Origin of the sequence: Allokutzneria albata, from assembly GCF_900103775.1 — a bacterium.
Taxonomy (GTDB): Bacteria; Actinomycetota; Actinomycetes; order Mycobacteriales; family Pseudonocardiaceae; genus Allokutzneria; species Allokutzneria albata.
The window spans coordinates 607,995-626,010 of the sequence record NZ_LT629701.1; the positions used below are offsets into that span (position 1 = coordinate 607,995).

General features: G+C 70.1%; 7 protein-coding genes. 6 read left to right on the plus strand and 1 reads right to left on the minus strand.

Features of this window, described 5'->3' with window-relative positions; all coding sequences use genetic code 11:
• Positions 1-172 precede the first annotated feature (172 nt).
• The 5 genes from BLT28_RS02845 (at position 173) to BLT28_RS02865 (ending at position 4,499) form a co-directional block, all read left to right on the plus strand.
• Entirely contained in the window at positions 173-955 is a 783-nt protein-coding gene (locus tag BLT28_RS02845; protein WP_030433430.1) for a carbon-nitrogen hydrolase family protein, read from the plus strand.
• A 138-nt stretch (positions 956-1,093) separates the two neighbouring features.
• Entirely contained in the window at positions 1,094-1,912 is an 819-nt protein-coding gene (locus tag BLT28_RS02850) for a class I SAM-dependent methyltransferase (RefSeq protein WP_030433431.1), read from the plus strand.
• A gap of 250 nt (positions 1,913-2,162) precedes the next feature.
• Complete coding sequence (locus BLT28_RS02855) at positions 2,163-3,122, plus strand: methyltransferase domain-containing protein (protein WP_172806495.1); 960 nt, start codon at positions 2,163-2,165, stop codon at positions 3,120-3,122.
• A 91-nt stretch (positions 3,123-3,213) separates the two neighbouring features.
• A complete protein-coding gene (locus BLT28_RS02860) occupies positions 3,214-3,546 on the plus strand; it encodes a PadR family transcriptional regulator (RefSeq protein WP_197683960.1) in 333 nt (110 codons plus the stop codon).
• Positions 3,543-4,499: a hypothetical protein gene (locus BLT28_RS02865; RefSeq protein ID WP_030433434.1), complete on the plus strand. Its 957-nt coding sequence runs from the start codon at positions 3,543-3,545 to the stop codon at positions 4,497-4,499. The genes BLT28_RS02860 and BLT28_RS02865 overlap by 4 nt, the downstream gene beginning before the upstream one ends.
• Here BLT28_RS02865 and BLT28_RS02870 read toward each other — a convergent pair.
• Positions 4,489-6,153, minus strand: coding sequence for a flavin monoamine oxidase family protein (locus BLT28_RS02870; RefSeq protein ID WP_043814111.1), 1,665 nt, complete (start codon positions 6,151-6,153; stop codon positions 4,489-4,491). The two genes, BLT28_RS02865 and BLT28_RS02870, sit on opposite strands and share 11 nt — an antisense overlap.
• Before the next feature lie 390 nt (positions 6,154-6,543).
• On the opposite strand from BLT28_RS02870, the gene BLT28_RS02875 reads away from it, so the two are divergent.
• On the plus strand, positions 6,544-18,012 hold the full coding sequence (locus tag BLT28_RS02875; RefSeq protein ID WP_409360187.1) for an SDR family NAD(P)-dependent oxidoreductase: 11,469 nt from the start codon (positions 6,544-6,546) through the stop codon (positions 18,010-18,012).
• Positions 18,013-18,016 lie beyond the last annotated feature (4 nt).

Here is an 18,016-nt window from a genome sequence, read left to right on the forward strand (position 1 = left end):
GATGTCGACGCCTTGACCGCATGTCTGGTCAAGTATCGCCAAAGTCGAGGTTATGCCCGGGCCGGGAACCGCTGAAGGGGCGTCCTTCCACCCCGCGCCCATCGCGAAGTAACTCACGGGTAGGAGCTGATAGCGTCCGTCGCGGAATCGGTTGTCGAAGGGAAGTTGGCCGATGAGGATCGCCTGCTGGCAGGCAGCCGCCCGCCGCTCCGACGTCCCCGCGGCGCTGGACGCGCTGCGCGCCCGCGCCCGCGAAGCGGCGGAGGCCGGGGCGTCGTTGCTGGTCACGCCGGAGATGTCGCTGACCGGCTACCACCTGGGCGCGCGCAGGCTGCGGCAGCTCGCCGAGTCAGCGGACGGCCCGATGTGCCGGGCGGTGAGCGAGATCGCCGCGGCGTCCGGCATCGCGATCGTGCACGGCTGGCCGGAACTGTCCGAGGGAGGGGTGTACAACTCCGCGCGCCTGGTGGATTCTTCGGGCGAGGAGTTGGCCACTTACCGCAAGGCCCATCTTTTCGGCGATATCGACCGCAACGCCTTCCGCGCCGGGGATACCGGTCTGGTGCGCGCCGAACTCGACGGCGTCTCCGTGGGAATCGTTATCTGCTACGACGTGGAATTCCCCGAGTCGGTGCGCGCGCACGCGGTCGCCGGTACCCGGCTGCTGCTGGTGCCGACCGCGCTGATGTCGCCGTGGGACTTCGTCGCCGAGACCCTGGTCCCGGCGCGGGCCTTCGAGAGCCAGCTGTTCCTGGCCTACACCAACTGGGTCGGCAGCGAGCGCGAGCTGAGCTACTGCGGGCTGAGCCGGGTGGTCGGCCCGGACGGGCAGGTGGTGGCCGGTCTGCGCGAGGGCGAGGGCCTGGTGCTGGCCGACCTCGACCTGGCGCTGGTGGACAGGGCCCGGGCCGAGACCACCTACCTGACCGACCGGCGCCCGGAGCTCTACTCCTGACCCACTCGCCGGTAATCGGCGCCGGGGAACTCCGGTGGGCACCCGGATCGTTTCCGCGCGGTGCCGCCCGGTTCTCGCTTTTCACCGAGGCCGCGGCAAAGCTTTCGAGCAGGGGACAAACTGCTTGGGAGTGTGCACATGCGTCGGACGTTCACGGACTTCACCATCGAGGTCGACATGAAGCGCCCGGATTTCCTGCGGAGCCGGGGAAACGGTCAGCGCAATCTGTTGCTCGGCCGGGCGGTCGCGGAACTCGCGGCGGATCTGCACCACCTGGACTCCATTCAGCGCGAGGTGTTCGTCGACGGCGCGTGGCGGCCGCACATCCGCAGTGACTGGGCCTCCAGCGGCGCGGACTACAGCGACTCCTCGCAGCTGTTGATCGAGGGCCAGCAGGTGATGCAGGACTGGGAGCACCCGCTCATGCGCAAGCTCGCCGAGAACGCCTGCCTGCACAAGGGCGACATCCTCGAGGTCGGCTTCGGCATGGGCATCTCAGCGGGCTACGTGCAGGACTGCGGGGTCCGCTCGCACACGATCATCGAGATCAACAAGGGTGTGGCGGAGCGGTTCGAGGACTGGCGCGCGCAGCGGCCGGGCGCCGACATCCGGCTGGCCTTCGGCGGCTGGCAGGACGTCATCGACGACCTCGGCCAGTTCGACGGCATCCTCTACGACACCTATCCCACCGACGAGGACGAGTTCGTCAAGACGCTCGGCCCGAAGGTGGTCACGCTGGCGGCCACCTTCTTCCCCGCCGCGGCGGCGCACCTGCGCCCCGGCGGGATCTTCTCCTACTACACCAACGAGATCGACTCGCTCAGCCGCGCGCACCAGCGGCTGCTGCTCGAGCACTTCAGCTCCTTCACCGTGGAGCTGGTCCGCGATCTGCGGCCGCCGGCCGACTGCACGTACTGGTGGGCCGACCGCATGGCGGCGGTAACCGCTTACAAGTAATACCAGGATAAAAACTCGTCAGCATTCGGAACGATTAACAAACCCGAGTTCGACACTGTCTTTGCATTGTCGTTAACCTCGGGTTGAGCATTTTGCCTCAGGAGGGGAATTCATGGGTTCCATGCATGTTCAAGCTATTTCCGTCGCTGGACAGGACATTCCGGTGCGAGTGCGCGACAAAATGGAATTGCCCCTTCTGATGCCCTCGGTCGGCGAGTACCCCGTCTATGACCCTCAGGCCTATGAGTTCATGATTGCCGACCAGCTGCGCACCGATGCCTACCGGGAGGCGGTGCGGAAGCTGGCGCCGGGCCGGGTGGTGCTGGACATCGGCACCGGTCAGGACGCGATCTGGGCGGTGACCGCGGCGCAGGCCGGGGCGAGCCGGGTGTACGCGATCGAGGTGATCCCGGAGGCGGCGAAGCTGGCCAGGGAGGCGGTGGACCGGGCGGGGGTGGCGGACCGGGTCACCGTCCTGGAGGGCCTTTCCACCGACATCGAGCTGCCGGAGCGGGTGGACCTGCTGGTCTCGGAGATCATCGGCACGATCGGCGGCTCGGAGGGGGCCGAGGCCGTGCTCGACGACGCCCGCCGCCGGTTCCTCAAGCCCGGCGGGCTGTCGATCCCGCACCGCTGCGTGACGACGGTGGCCGCGGTCGACGTCGCGGAGCTGATGCCGGAGCTGGCCTTCGCCCCGATCATGGCGCCGTACGTGGAGCAGGTCTTCGCCAGCGTCGGCCGCCCGTTCGACCTGCGGCTGTGCCTGATGGGGATGGGGCGCGACCAGCTGCTGTCCACCCAGGCCGAGGTCGAGGACCTGCGCTTCGAGGACCTGCGGCCCGGGACGACCGTCGACCGGGTCGAGTCCCGGGTGACCCGGGCCGGGCGGATGCACGGGCTGGGCCTGGGCATCCGGCTGTGGATCACCGAGGACGGGGCGGCGATCGACTCGGTCGCCCAGTGGACGAACTGGGCGCCGGTGTTCGTGCCGCTGTCGGACTCCGGCATCGAGCTGGCCGAGGGCGACGTCCTCGCGCTGGAGTTCACCCGGAAGCTGAGCGCGGACGGCGTGCACCCCGACTACGGGATCACCGGCGTGGTGCGCCGCGGCGAGACCGTGATCGCCGAGATCTCCTGGGAGTCGCCGCACGGCGGCGGCGGGTTCCGGGAAAACCCGGTCCACCGCTCGCTGTTCCCCCTGCCCCGCTGAACGGGTCGGTTCCACCCTCCGAGTCCCCGGTCCGTGCTAGTCTGAATCTGGACTAGTCCTGATCGGGGATTACTCGTGAGAGGGATGAGTGGTGGCCGACGCGTCGATGGGGTGGCTGCGGGGAACGCTGGAACTGGTGCTCGCCGCCGTGCTGGCCGAGGGCGACCGGCACGGGTACGCGCTGACCCAGCGGATCGCGGAGCTGGGGCTCGGCACGGTGCGCGGCGGTGCGCTGTACCCGGTGCTGGGCCGGATGGAGGCCGCGGGCCTGGTCGAGGCGGAGTGGGTCGCGGGCCAGGGCGGCCCCGGGCGCAAGGTCTACCGGCTGACCGCGGCCGGACGGGAGCGGCTGGTCGCCGAAACCGAGCGCTGGCACCACTTCTCCGTTGCCATGGATCGGCTCGTGGGAAAGGCGGAGAGATGAGCGAGTGGGTTGAGCGCGCGCGGCTGAAGCTGGCCAGGAACGGGGTGGGCGCCGAGGTGGCGGATTCGGTGCTCGCGGAGGTGGAGCAGCACTGCGCGGACAGCGGCGAGAACGCGCAGGAGGCGTTCGGGACGCCGGCGGAGTTCGCCAGAAGCGTCGCGGCGGAACGGGTTCCGATCGAGGATCGGGCGGCGCGCGATCGCATGGGGTTCACCGCGCAGCAGCGGCGGCGGGGGCTGATCGCGTCCTTCGGGGTCCAGCTGCTGCTGGTCGGCGCCCTGGTGTGGGCCAAGGTGGGGGCGAGTGTTCCCCTCACGCTGGCCGGGGTTGTGGGGACGGCGTTGTCCGTCGCCGCGTGCGTGGGTGCGGTCTACGCGGCGTTCGAGCTGCGGCCCGCGGGACGTCCGCGCAGTGTCGGGAAGGCCTTCGTGTTCGTCGCCGCGGGTGTGGTCCTGGGCGGGATGTCGTTCGGCTGGTTGCCGAAAACGCGACTGTTCACCATGCCGGTGCTGGTCATCCCCGCGCTCGGTGTCGTGCTGCTGGCGTGGGCGGTCTGGCGCAAGCCCAAGCCCGTGACGGCCGAGGCGCCCGCCGGTACCGAGGAGTGGTTGTCCCGCCTCGGCGGACTCCTCGAAGGACGCCACGACGTTCCCCGCGCCCGCGCGGGAGAACTCGTCGAGGAGGCGCGTCAGCATCTGGTTGCGGGCGGACTCAGCCCTGAGGATGAGTTCGGGCCTGCCGAGCACTACGCGGCGGAGCTCGCGGCACACGAACCGGCTCGGCTGCCCTGGTGGCGGCGCGATCGGGTGCACAACGTGGCGCTGGCCGCGTTCTTCCTGGCGTACCTGCTGCCGGGTGTGGTGGGTGGCGTGTCGACCTGGGCGCTCGTGGTGGCCGGGGGCATGGTCCTGGTTGCCGGGGCGCTGGTGTTGTTCGCCAGAGTCAGATCTTGAGCGGGGCCAAGGCGTCGAAGAGGTCGCCGGGACCGGGGTTGTCGGGGTGGGTGGCGCCGCCGAGGTGGTTGAGCACGCCCCACACCGCGTTCAGCGCGGTGGTCACGGCGTTCTCGGCGAACCCCGCGACCCAGGAGATGTCGTCACCGGCCATGAAGAAGCCCCGGTGCTCCTCGGCGAACTCGGCCTGCATGAAGTGGGTGAACAGCTCGCGCTGGTAGCGGTAGTGGCCGGGCAGGCTCGACTTGAAGGCGCCCATGAAGTACGGCTCGGTCTCCCAGGTGATGGTGACCGGGGGCGCGATGATGTGCGAGCGGATGTCGACGTCGGGGTAGATCTGCCGCAGCGAAGCCAGGATCACGTCGAGGCGTTCCTCCGCGGTGAGCGTCGCGACCTTCAGCGAGTCGTCGTTCCACGTGTAGGACAGGCACATCACGCCGGGCTTGTCTGGGCCGTCGTCGAACAGGTACACCCCGCGCGGCAGGCGGTCGGTGAGCGTCATGCTCATCACGTCGCGGCCGGTCTTCGGGTCGCGGTCGCGCCAGAACGGGCGATCGGTCAGCACGAACAGCTTCGAGGAACCCATGTAGTGCGTGCGCTCCACGGCCGTCCACAGCGACTGCGGCAGCAGCGCGGGGTCGCTCTTGATGCGCGACAACAGGTTCCAGCTCTGCGCGGTGTAGACGGCGACGGGGAACTCGCGGACCTCGCCGGTGGCGTCCTCGACCACGTAGCCGGTGGGCGTGCGGTCGATGCTGACGACGGCGGGGCGCGGCGCGCCACCGTGCAGCGACGCCAGCGAGGTGCCCGCGGGCCAGTGCACCAACGACTCCGGCTGGTGCTCCCACAGACCTTCGGGAACCTGTTGGCAGCCACCGAGAATCCGGTGGTGGCGGTCGCTGGCCTCGGTGTAGACCACGCGGAGGATGTCGAGCATCGAGTTGGTGAAGTCGGTGTCCCAGCCGCCGCAGCCGAAGCCGACCTGGCCGAAGATCTCGCGGTGCTCGAAGGAGGAGAACGCCGCCGACGAGGCCAGGAACCCGTAGAAGGACTGGTTGTCCAGCTCCGGGACCATGTGGTTCCACAGCGCCTTGATGGTGCCGACGTCGCGGCGCGCGATCGCGTCCTCCATCAGCGACATGTCCGCCTTCTCGTGCAGGGCTTTCGCCCACGCGTCGGAGACCTGCTGGTAGACCTCGGGTAGGTCGTCCTGGGTGCGGGCGAAGTGCGAGACACCGCGCAGGTTCACCACGGTGCTCGGCGTCGCGGGGGACAGCGGGTTCGGGAACGGCTTGGTCTTCAGGCCGAGCTTGTCGACGTAGTGGAACAGGGTGGCCGACGGCGGGAAGCGCATCGCGCCCATCTCCGCCTTCGCCTCGGGGTGGCCCTCGAAGGCGACCGACCGCATCCGGCCGCCGAGCTGGTCGGCCTCGTAGACCACGGGGCGCAGCCCGAGCTTCATCAGCTCGTAGGCGGTGACCAGGCCGGAGATGCCGCCGCCGATCACCGCGACCTCGGCCCCGTGCCGCCGGTCGGGGAGCGCGCCGAGCCCGGCCGGGTGCCGGACCCACTCGTCGTAGGCGAACGGGAAGTCGGGGCACAGCACCGTGGTCGGCTTCGGCTGGTCGTGCTCGTCGGGCTGCGTCGAGACCATCGGGGTACCTCCTCCGGACCGGGAAAATCAGGAACGCAAATACGGGGCGGCAAATGACAAAGTAAATGTCGCCGTGCGGGATTGTGTAGCACCGGTGTTCCGCGCCTCGCCCATCAAGTGGAAACTCGGGTCTCCGAGCTCGCGGATCAGTAGGCGTATTACCAGTGCTCCCACCGGGGTGCCTCCGCTAGACTGCACCTGCTGACCTGCGCTGATGGGGTCGCAGTTACCGAATAGTGGGTCGGCGGTGGAGCGATGCCCCCTCGGTTCCGTTCGTTGCCCGAAGGTAGGTTGAGAACGCATTCCGCACATTAATGGACGGCGTGCGGTTTTGAGTTCGCGGTGTGACCGGGCGCGGGTGTCCCGCAAAAGACAAGCCCGCCGATGTAGTTGTGGAGTGCGCTGATGAGCGAGTTCGACGACCTGGTCCGGACGATCACGACCGAGGTCCTGCGCGACATGGTCGAAGACCCGCTCGCGGGGTCGAGCATCGGCACCGTCGCAGGCTCCGTCGATGTCGACGCCCGGCAGACCTTCCTCGAACTCGGCTTCGACTCGATGGCCGTGGTGGAGCTGCACGCCCGCCTGGTCGCCGCGACCGGGCTCGACCTGCCGGTGACGGTCGTCTACGACTACCCGACACCCGCCGCGCTGGCCAGGCGCCTCGGCACCGGGGACGCGCAGGAGGAGGCGAGCCCGCCGCGGGCCGTCGCGCCGGGCGAGGACATCGCCATCGTCGGCATCGGCTGCCGCTTCCCCGGCGGGGCGAGCTCCCCGGAGGAGCTGTGGCGGATCGTCGCCGAGGGCGTCGACGCGATCACCGGTTTCCCCACCGATCGCGGGTGGGACGTCGACGGCCTCTACGACCCCGATCCGGACAAGCCCGGCAAGACCTACGCGCGCGAGGGCGGGTTCCTGCACAGCGCCGGTGAGTTCGACGCCGAGTTCTTCGGGATCTCCCCGCGGGAAGCCACCGCGATGGACCCGCAGCAGCGGCTGGTGCTCGAAGCGTCCTGGGAAGCCCTCGAGCGGGCGGGCATCGACCCGAACACCTTGCGCGGCAGCCGGTCCGGTGTGTTCGTCGGCGTGGAGCCGCAGGAGTACGGGCCGCGGCTGTTCGAGGCACCGGAGGGCTTCGAGGGCCACCTGATGACCGGCAACGCGCCCAGCGTGGTGTCGGGCCGCGTCGCGTACCTGTTCGGGCTCGAAGGGCCGACGTTCACCGTGGACACCGCGTGCTCCGGCTCGCTGGTCGCGCTGCACGTGGCCGCGCAGTCGCTGCGGTCGGGGGAGTGCGACCTGGCGCTCGCCGGTGGTGTCGCGGTGATGGGCAGTCCCGGCACGTTCACCGCCTTCTCCCGGCAGCGCGGCCTCGCGCAGGACGGGCGGTGCAAGTCCTTCGCCGCCTCCGCCGACGGCACCGGCTGGGGTGAGGGCGTCGGGATCCTCGTGGTGGAGCGGCTTTCCGACGCCGTCCGCAACGGGCACCAGGTGCTGGCCATCGTCCGGGGCTCGGCGATCAACTCCGATGGCGCCTCCAACGGGCTGACCGCGCCGAACGGGCTCGCGCAGCAGCGGGTGATCCGGGACGCGCTCGCCGCCGCCGGACTGTCCACTTCGGACGTCGACGCCGTCGAGGCGCACGGCACCGGCACCCGGCTCGGCGACCCGATCGAGGCGCAGGCGCTGCTGGCGACCTACGGCAGGGATCGGGAGCGGCCGCTGTACCTGGGCTCGATCAAGTCCAACATCGGGCACGCGCAGGCCGCGGCCGGTGCGGCAGGCGTGATCAAGATGATCATGGCGATCCGGCACGGGGTGCTGCCGAAGTCGCTCAACATCGATGAGCCGACCCCGCAGGTGGACTGGTCCGCCGGCGACGTCTCGCTGTTGACGGAAGCAGTCGAGTGGCCGGAGGTGGACCGGCCGCGCCGCGCGGGCGTGTCCTCGTTCGGCATCTCCGGCACCAACGCGCACGTGATCATCGAGCAGCCGCCCGCCGTCGAGGAGGCGCCCGTCGAGCCGCAGGGCGCGCTCCGGGCGCGGGTCACCCCGACGCCGTGGGTGCTCTCCGGCAAGACCGCGGAGGCCGTGCGCGCGCAGGCGGATCGGCTCAAGACCTTCGTGGAGGGAAACCTCCAGCTCCGCCCCGCCGATGTCGGCCTGTCGCTGGCCACCACCCGGGCCGCGCTCGACCACCGCGCCGTCGTCATCGGCACCGGTCGCGACGAGTTGCTGGCCGGGCTGGCCGCGCCGACCGTGCAGGGCGGTGTTTCGCCGGGCAAGCTGGCGTTCCTGTTCACCGGGCAGGGCTCGCAGCGCTGGGCGATGGGTCTCGACCTGTACGAGCGGTTCCCGGTCTTCGCCGACGCCGTCGACGAGGCGTGCGGGTACCTGGACCTCCAGCTCGACATGCCGCTGCTGGACGTCCTGTTCGCCGAGCAGGGCAGCGCCGAGGCGGAGCTGCTGAACCGGACCGGCTTCGCTCAGCCCGCGCTGTTCGCCCTGGAAGTGGCTCTGTACCGGCTGGTGGAGTCGTGGGGTGTGCGGCCGGACTTCGTGGCCGGGCACTCGATCGGCGAGATCGCGGCCGCGCACATCGCCGGTGTGCTCAACCTGGAGGACGCCGCGACGCTCGTCGCCGCGCGGGGCCGGTTGATGCAGGAGCTGCCTGCTGGTGGCGCCATGGTGTCTTTGCTGGCTTCCGAAGAAGAAGCTCTGGAACTCCTTGCGGGGCACGAGCGTGCGGGGATCGCGGCGGTCAACGGGCCGGGCTCGGTGGTGATCTCCGGTGCCGAGGACGTCGTCGTCGGGATCGGCGAGGCGTGGAAGGCCAAGGGCGGCAAGGCGAAGCGGCTCAACGTGAGCCACGCGTTCCACTCGCCGCTGATGGAGCCGATGCTGCGCGAGTTCGGCAACCTCGCCGAGCTGCTGCGGTACTCCGAGCCCACCATTCCGTTCGTCTCCACCGTGACCGGCCAGGTGGTCAGCGACGAATTGTGTTCGGCGGAGTACTGGGTCGAGCACGTCAGCCAGGCCGTGCGCTTCAACGACGGCATCCGGACCCTGGAAGCAGCCGGGGTCACCACGTACCTGGAGCTCGGTCCGGACGGTGTCCTCACCGCGATGGCCCAGGACTGCGTCACCACTGACTCGGACGTCGTCTTCCGGTCGGCGCTGCGCAAGGGCCGGCCGGAGGAGCCGGAGGTGCTGACCGCGCTCGCGCAGCTGCACGTGCGGGGCGTCGCGGTGGACTGGGCGGCGTTCTTCCCGGCCGACGCGCGCAAGGTCGATCTGCCCACGTACGCCTTCCAGCACCAGCACTTCTGGTTGCAGGGCTCGGCGGTCACGGGAGACCTGGCGTCGCTCGGCCTCGGTGCGGCCGACCACCCGATGCTCGGCGCGGCGGTGCCGCTGGTCGATGTCGACGGATACGTGCTCACCGGGCGGCTGTCGCTCGCGACGCATGCGTGGCTGGCTGATCACGTTGTGCTGGACCGGGTTGTGGTGCCCGGGACCGCGCTGGTCGAGCTCGCCGTGCGCGCCGCTGACGAGGCCGGGTGCGCGCAGGTGGAGGAGCTGACGCTGCAGGCTCCGCTGATCCTGCCGGAGTCGGGTTCCGTGCAGGTGCAGGTCTGGGTCGGGCCCGCGGACTCCAGTGGCCGTCGCGCGTTGAGCATCCACTCGCGACTGGACGGCTGGGTTCAGCACGCGGCCGGGACCCTGGCTGTCGAGGCAGGGGAGTCCTCGTTCGCGCCGGCGCAGTGGCCTCCCGCCGGGGCCAAGGCCGTGTCGTTGGAGGGTGTGTACGAGGAGCTGGCCGCGACCGGCCTGACTTACGGGCCGTTGTTCCAGGGGCTGCGCGCCGCGTGGGCTCAGGGCAATGACGTCTACGCCGAAGTGTCGATCGAAGCGGATGAGGCCGGATTCGGCCTGCACCCGGCGTTGCTGGATTCCGCGCTGCACGCGATGGGGCTCGGCGGGGTCGGCAAGGACAACGGTCAGGCGCGGTTGCCGTTCGCGTGGTCCGGCGTCACGTTGCACGCGACCGGAGCCACCACGCTGCGCGTGAAGTTGACGTCGAACGGTGCCGACGAGATCTCGTTGCACGCCGTCGACCCCAGCGGTGCTCCGGTGATCACCGTCGAGTCGCTGGTGTCGCGGGCGGTCACCGCCGAGCAGTTGAAGGCAGCCGACCAGGACCCGATTTACGGCGTGGACTGGATCCCCGTTGCGACGGCTGAGCCCGTGGAGTGGACCGCTCTTGCGGACGTCGGCGATTCGGCACCGTCCGTCGTGGTGCTGACCGCCGACTCCGTCACCGAGGTTCTGCTTGCTGTGCAAGGGTTCCTGGCCGACGAGAAGTTCGCGGGCTCGAAGCTGGTCGTGGTGACCGAGGGCGCGGCCGGTCCTTCGGTGTCCAATGTGGATGCTGCTCCGGTGTGGGGCCTGATCCGGTCGGCGCAGTCGGAGAACCCGGACCGGTTCGTGCTCGTGGACGGTCCGCTCGAGTCGGTCGGTGCCGCGGTCGGGACCGGTGAGCCGCAGGTCGTGGTGCGTGACGGCTCGCTGTTCGCGCCGCGACTGGTCAAGATCGCGGCACAGGGTTCGAAGCGCCCGCTCGACGGCACTGTGCTGATCACCGGCGGCACCGGCGGCCTGGGTGGCCTGCTGGCCAAGCACCTCGTGGTCGAGCACGGGGTGACGAACCTGGTGCTGACGAGCCGTCGCGGTGGTGCCGCGCCGGGAGCCGCCGACCTGAAGGCGGAGCTGGCGGGGCTCGGCGCCGACGTCACGATCGCTGCGTGCGACGCCGCTGATCGAGACGCGCTGGCTTCCGTTCTGCGTGCCGTCCCGGCGGACAAGCCCCTCGTGGGAGTCGTGCACGCGGCCGGTGTGCTCGAAGACGGGCTGATCACCTCGCTGACCGTTGATCAGGTCGAGAAGGTGTTGCGGCCGAAGGCAGAAGCCGCGTGGAACCTGCACGAGCTGACGCGAGAACTCGACCTGTCGCTGTTCGTGTTGTTCTCGTCCACGGCGGGCCTGTTCGAGGGCGCCGGGCAGGGCAACTACGCCGCCGCCAACGCCTACCTCGACGCGCTCGCGGTGTACCGGCACGCTCAGGGGCTGCCCGCGCACTCCCTGGTGTGGGGGCTGTGGGCGTCCGGCATGGGCAGTCAGCTCGCGAAGTCCGATGTGGACCGCGCGGCCCGGCAAGGCTTCGGCGCACTGTCCGAAGAGGACGGTCTGGCGCTGTTCGACGCCGCTGTGGCCGGAGACCGTGCGGTCACAGTCGCGATGAAGCTGGACACGGCCGCGCTTCAGGCGCACGCACGCAATGCGGCTATTCCGTCGCTGCTGCGCGGGCTCGTGCGGACGTCGGCGCGGCGCGTGGCGCAGGGCGGCGACGGCGGGGCCTCCCCGTTGGCGCAGCGGCTTGCCGGGCTCTCGACTGCTGACCAGGATCGCGCTCTGCTCGACCTCGTGCGTACCCAGGTCGCGTCGGTGCTGGGGCACGCGACCACGGATGCGATCGAGCCGGAGCGCGCGTTCACCGACCTCGGGTTCGACTCGCTGACCGCCGTGGAACTGCGGAACCGCCTCAACAGCGCGACCGGCCTGAGGCTCCCGGCGACATTGGTGTTCGACTACCCCGCGCCCGCGACGTTGGCCGCGTTCATCCGGTCCGAGCTGGTCGGAGCGGAGGAAGCCGCCGCACCTGCGGTCACCGCCGCGGTCGGGCTCGACGAGCCGATCGCGATCGTGGGCATGGCGTGCCGGTACCCGGGCGGCGTGAACTCCCCGGAGGACCTGTGGAACCTGGTCGCCACCGGCACTGACGGCATCTCCGGCTTCCCGGTGAACCGCGGGTGGGACCTGGACACGTTGTTCCACCCCGACCCCGACCACCGTGGCACCTCCTACGCCGACCAGGGCGGGTTCCTGCACGACGCGGACGCCTTCGACGCGGAGTTCTTCGGGATCTCGCCGCGCGAGGCGATCGCGATGGACTCGCAGCAGCGGTTGCTGCTGGAGGTCTCGTGGGAGTCGTTGGAGCGCGCGGGAATCGACCCGACCTCGCTCAAGGGCAGCAACACCGGTGTCTTCGCCGGGATCATGTACTACGACTACGCGCACGGCCTCAGCTCGATCCCCGAGGAGGTCGAGGGCTACGTCGGCACCGGCACCTCGGCGAGCGTGCTCTCCGGTCGCGTCGCGTACAGCTTCGGCCTCGAAGGACCCGCGGTCACCGTGGACACCGCGTGCTCGTCTTCCTTGGTGGCCATGCACATCGCGTCGCAGGCGCTGCGTTCGGGGGAGTGCTCCCTCGCGCTGGCCGGTGGTGTGACGGTCATGTCCACGCCGGAGACCTTCGTGGACTTCTCCCGGCAGCGCGGCCTGGCCGCCGACGGCCGGAGCAAGTCCTTCGCGGCGGCGGCGGACGGGACCAGCTGGTCCGAGGGCGTCGGCATGGTCGTGCTGGAGCGCCTGTCCGACGCGGTACGGAATGGTCACCAGATCCTCGCGGTGGTGCGAGGCTCGGCGATCAACCAGGACGGCGCGTCCAACGGGCTGACCGCGCCGAACGGTCCTTCACAGCAGCGGGTGATCCGGCAGGCACTCGCCAACGCCGGGCTCGAACCGTCCGATGTGGACGCGGTCGAGGCGCACGGCACGGGCACGCGGCTCGGTGACCCGATCGAGGCGCAGGCGCTCATCTCCACCTACGGCCAGGACCGCTTCGAGGACAAGCCGCTGTGGCTCGGGTCGATCAAGTCCAACATCGGGCACACCCAGGCCGCCGCGGGCGTCGCCGGTGTGATCAAAATGGTGCACGCGATGCGCAACGGCGTGCTGCCGCAGAGCCTGCACGTGGACGCGCCGACCCCGCACGTCGACTGGTCGGCCGGAGCGGTGTCACTGCTGACGGAAGCTATCGACTGGCCCGCTGTGACAATGCTCGACCCCGCAAGCGGGTCTTCGGTTGTCCGTCCGCGTCGGGCCGCGGTGTCGTCCTTCGGCATCTCGGGGACGAACGCGCACCTGATCCTGGAGCAGGGGCCTGCTGTCTCGCCGCAGGAGACTCCGGCGCCCGTGGTGACGCCGTGGGTGCTCTCGGGCAAGACCGAGGAAGCCGTGCGGGCGCAGGCGAAGAGGTTGCGGGAAGCGTCGGGCAACATCGCCGACATCGGCTTCTCGCTGGCCACCGCTCGCGCCGCCTTGGACGTGCGGGCCGGAGTCGTCGGCACGAGCCGCGAGGAACTGCTCGCGGCGCTTGACGTTCTGGCTGACGGTGGATCTGCGCCGAACGTCGTTCGCGGTTCCGCGGTGTCGGGACGGTTGGCGTTCCTGTTCACCGGCCAGGGTTCGCAGCGGCTCGGGATGGGCGAGGAGCTTTACGCCGCCTACCCGGTGTTCGCGGCGGCCTACGACGAGGTGCGCGCATTCCTGCCGGAGTCGGTGTCGACCGAGGAGGAGCTGAACCAGACCGGGAACGCTCAGCCCGCGTTGTTCGCCCTTGAGGTGGCGTTGTACCGGCTCGTCGAGTCGTGGGGCGTGCGCCCGGACTACCTGGTCGGGCATTCGATCGGTGAGCTGGCCGCGGCCCATGTCGCCGGGGTGTTCTCGTTGGAGGACGCCGCGAAGCTGGTCACCGCGCGCGGTCGGTTGATGCAGGCTTTGCCCCAGGGTGGAGCCATGATCGCGATCCAGGCCACTGAAGAAGAGGTGGTGGACAAGCTCGTCGAGGGCGTGGACATCGCCGCGATCAACGGTCCGATGTCGATCGTCATCTCTGGTGTGGAGCAGGCGGCCCTCGCGGTGGCGGAGCAGTTCAAGGACCGCAAGACCAAGCGCCTGGCCGTTTCGCACGCGTTCCACTCCTCGCTGATGGATGACATGCTCGCCGAGTTCCGCGCGGTGGCCGAGTCGGTCTCCTACAGCGAACCGACGATTCCCTTGGTGTCCAACGTGACCGGCACCCTCGGGGAGCCCGTGGACAACCCGGAGTACTGGGTTCGGCACGTCCGCGACGCGGTCCGGTTCGCCGACGGGATCGCGACTCTGGAGGCCGAAGGCGTCACGAAGTACGTGGAGCTCGGGCCGGACGGCGTGCTCTCGGCCATGGGCGCGGAGTGCACGAACGGTGTCTTCGTGCCGGTTCTGCGCAGGAACCGCGACGAGGAGATCACGGCGACGGCCGCGCTGGCGCAGATGCACGCGGCAGGGATCGCGATCGATTGGAACGCGGTTTTCCCCGGTGCGCAGCGCGTCGACCTGCCGACGTACGCCTTCCAGCACGGACGGTACTGGCTGCGCGCGGCCGGGCCTGGCGGAGACGCCACGGGTCTGGGCCTCGCTTCGGCCGAGCACCCGCTCCTTGGTGCTGCGGTTGCGTTGGCCGACACGGATTCCTACCTGTTCACCGGACGGCTCTCGCTGTCCACGCACGGATGGCTCGCAGACCACGCGGTCATGGGCCAGGTGCTCGTGCCCGGTGCCGGGCTGATCGAGCTGGCGGTGCGGGCCGCGGACGAAGCGGGCTGCGGGACCGTCGAGGAGCTGATGCTTCAGGCACCGCTCGTGCTGCCGGAGTCCGGGGCGATCCAGGTGCAGGTGCACGTGAGCGCAGCGGACGACGACGGTCGCCGGACCATCAACATGCACTCGCGCAAGCAGGACGGCGTGGACTGGACCCTGCACGCCACCGGCACCGTGGTTCCGGGTGGCGCCTCGCCGGAGTTCGACTTCGCCGCGTGGCCGCCTGCTGGGGCTGAGGCGGTTTCCGTTGAGGGGCAGTACGAAACGCTCGCCGAGACCGGGCTTGTCTACGGGCCGACGTTCCAAGGGCTGCGTGCTGCTTGGCGCAGTGGCAACGATGTGTACGCCGAGGTTTCCCTTGGTGAGGGTGACGGCTCGAAGTACGGGCTGCACCCGGCCTTGCTGGACGCTTCGCTGCACGCGATCGGCATCGGAGAGGACACGCCAGCGTCGCTGCCGTTCTCCTGGAGCGGTGTCGCTCTGCACGCTTCGGGTGCGAGCGAGCTGCGGGTTCGACTGACCACAAAGGACAATGGATCGGTCGCCATCGCGATCGCTGACGGCACCGGCGCCCCGGTCATGTCGGTGGACGAGCTGGCGCTGCGCGAGGTTTCGGCGGAGCAGCTGAAGACCGACTCCGACCAGCTGTTCCGGCCGGAGTGGGTAGCGGTCGAGCTGGGCGAACCCGTCGAGTGGACTGCTTACGGCGAAGGTGAAGCGCCTTACACCGTGCTCGCCATCGAGCCGGCGGAAGGCGATGTGCCGGAGGCCGCTCGTGCGCTGTCGCACCGGGTTCTGGACGTCGTGCAGCGGTGGCTGGACGAGTCGGACGGCAAGCTCGTCGTGCACACCAAGCCCGGCGATCTGGTCGCGGCGACTGCGTGGGGGCTGCTGCGGACCGCGCAGCAGGAGAACCCCGGTCGCTTCGTGCTGGTCGAGGGCGAGGCCGACGACGAGCTGCTGGCCAAGGCGCTCGGCACCGGTGAGTCCCAGCTGATGATCCGGGACGACGCCGCGCACGCGCTGCGGCTGGTGCCGATGCGCGAGGACAGGGTGCTGCCGCCCGCCGGGACCGACGCGTGGCGCTTGGGCATGTCCGGCAAGGGAACCCTGGACCACCTCGTCATGGAGCCGAACCCCGGGGTGCTGGAGCCCGTCGCGCCCGGCGACGTCCGGATCGGGGTCCGCGCGGCCGGGCTGAACTTCCGCGATGTGCTGACGGTGCTGGGCATGTACCCCGGCGACGCGGGGATCATCGGCAACGAGGCCGCGGGCGTGGTGCTCGAAGTGGGCTCCGAGGTCACCGACCTCAAGCCCGGCGACCGGGTGATGGGCCTGGTGATCGGTGGTATTGCCCCGGTCGCCGACGCCGATCGCCGCTTGGTGACGCGGATGCCGGACGGGTGGAGCTTCGAGGAGGCGTCGGCGGTCCCGCTGGTGTTCCTCACCGCCTACTACGGTCTGTGCGACCTCGGCCGCCTGAAGGCGGGGGAGTCGGTGCTGATCCACGCCGCCGCTGGTGGTGTGGGCATGGCGGCTACGCAGATCGCGCAGCACCTGGGCGCGACCGTGTTCGGCACCGCGAGCAAGGGCAAGTGGGATGTGCTGCGGGAGCAGGGCATCGAGCACATCGCCTCGTCGCGCACGCTGGACTTCGAGGACGAGTTCCGGGCCGCGACCGGGGGCCGGGGTGTGGACGTCGTGCTGGACGCGCTCGCGGGCGAGTTCGTCGACGCGTCGCTGCGGCTGGTCGCCGAGGGCGGCCGGTTCGTGGAGATGGGCAAGACCGACGTCCGCGACCAGTCCGAAGTGGACGTCGAGTACCACGCGTTCGACCTGATCGACGCGGGCCCGGACCGCATCGGCGAGATGTGGGACGAGCTGGACAAGCTCTTCGCCCAGGGTGCGCTGAAGCCGTTGCCCACCAAGGCGTGGGACGTGCGGCAGGCGCCGGAGGCGTTCCGGTTCATCAGCCAGGCCAAGCACATCGGCAAGGTCGTGCTGACCCTGCCGAGGGCGGTCGACCCGGACGGCACGGTCCTGATCACCGGTGGCACCGGTGGTCTCGGCGGAGTGCTCGCGCGGCACCTGGTGGAGCAGGGGACGCGGAACCTGGTGCTGACCAGCCGTCGTGGTTTGGACGCGCCTGGTGCCGCCGAGCTGCGCGACGCGCTGGCCGAGCTGGGCGCCACCGTCGAGGTCGTGGCGTGCGACGTCGCGGACCGCGACTCGGTTTCGGCTCTGCTGAGCGGGATTCCCCGCTTGACCAGCGTGATCCACACCGCGGGCGTGCTCGACGACGGGTTGCTGGCGTCGCTGACGCCGGAGCGGATGGACAAGGTGTTGCGGCCCAAGGTGGACGCCGCCTGGCACCTGCACGAGCTGACCCGCGACCGCGACCTGGCGCAGTTCGTGTTGTTCTCCTCGATCACCGGCCTGATGGGCACGGCGGGTCAGGCGAACTACGGTGCGGCCAACGCCTTCCTCAACGCGGTGGCCGAACACCGGCGGGCCCAGGGCCTCGCGGCTCAGTCGCAGGCATGGGGTCTGTGGGCGGGCGGCATGGGTGCCGGGTTGACCGACACGGATCTGGCTCGGATGGCGCGTGAGGGCTTCGGCGCGCTCACCGAGGACGAGGGCATGGCGTTGTTCGACGCCTCCGTCGCCGCGGGAGAAACCGTCGCGGCGCCGGTGAAGCTGGACCGCGCGGCACTGCAGACCTACGCGAAGGCCAACGACCTCGCGCAGATCCTGCACGGCCTGGTGCGCGCTCCGGCGAGGCGGGCCGCGAAGTCGGGCGAGGACAAGGCGTCCTCGCTGACCCAGCGGCTGGCCGGGCTCAGTCCGGTCGAGCAGGAAGGCATCCTGCTCGACGTGGTGCGCACGCACGCCGCAGCGGTCCTCGGACACAGCGGCGCTTCGGCGATCGACGCCGAGCAGGCGTTCACCGAGCTGGGCTTCGACTCGCTGACCTCCGTGGAGCTGCGCAACAGGCTGACCAGCGCGACCGGGGTGCGGTTGTCGGCCACCGCGGTCTTCGACTACCCGACAGCGACGGCGCTCGCGGGCTACCTGCGGGAGACCGTGGCGCCCGCGGCGACGACCGCCGTGTCGTCGGCGTCGGTGCTGGCCGAGCTGGACCGGCTGGAGGCCAGCCTGGACGCGGTCGGTGACGAGGGACGGCTGTCGATCACCTTGCGGCTGGAGGAGCTGGTGTCGAAGTTCTCCGGCACCGCGACGCCGGAGGCGAGTGGCCTTGAGGACGCCTCGGCGGACGAGGTCGTTGACTTTCTGGAACGAGAACTCGGCATTTCCTGACGAG

Excerpts from the sequence above, each read along its gene's own strand:
- BLT28_RS02870 (WP_043814111.1), bottom strand. The coding sequence starts at position 6,153 with ATGGTCTCGACGCAGCCCGACGAGCACGACCAGCCGAAGCCGACCACG.
- BLT28_RS02865 (WP_030433434.1), top strand. The coding sequence starts at position 3,543 with ATGAGCGAGTGGGTTGAGCGCGCGCGGCTGAAGCTGGCCAGGAACGGG.
- BLT28_RS02845 (WP_030433430.1), top strand. The coding sequence starts at position 173 with ATGAGGATCGCCTGCTGGCAGGCAGCCGCCCGCCGCTCCGACGTCCCC.
- BLT28_RS02850 (WP_030433431.1), top strand. The coding sequence starts at position 1,094 with ATGCGTCGGACGTTCACGGACTTCACCATCGAGGTCGACATGAAGCGC.
- BLT28_RS02855 (WP_172806495.1), top strand. The coding sequence starts at position 2,163 with ATGATTGCCGACCAGCTGCGCACCGATGCCTACCGGGAGGCGGTGCGG.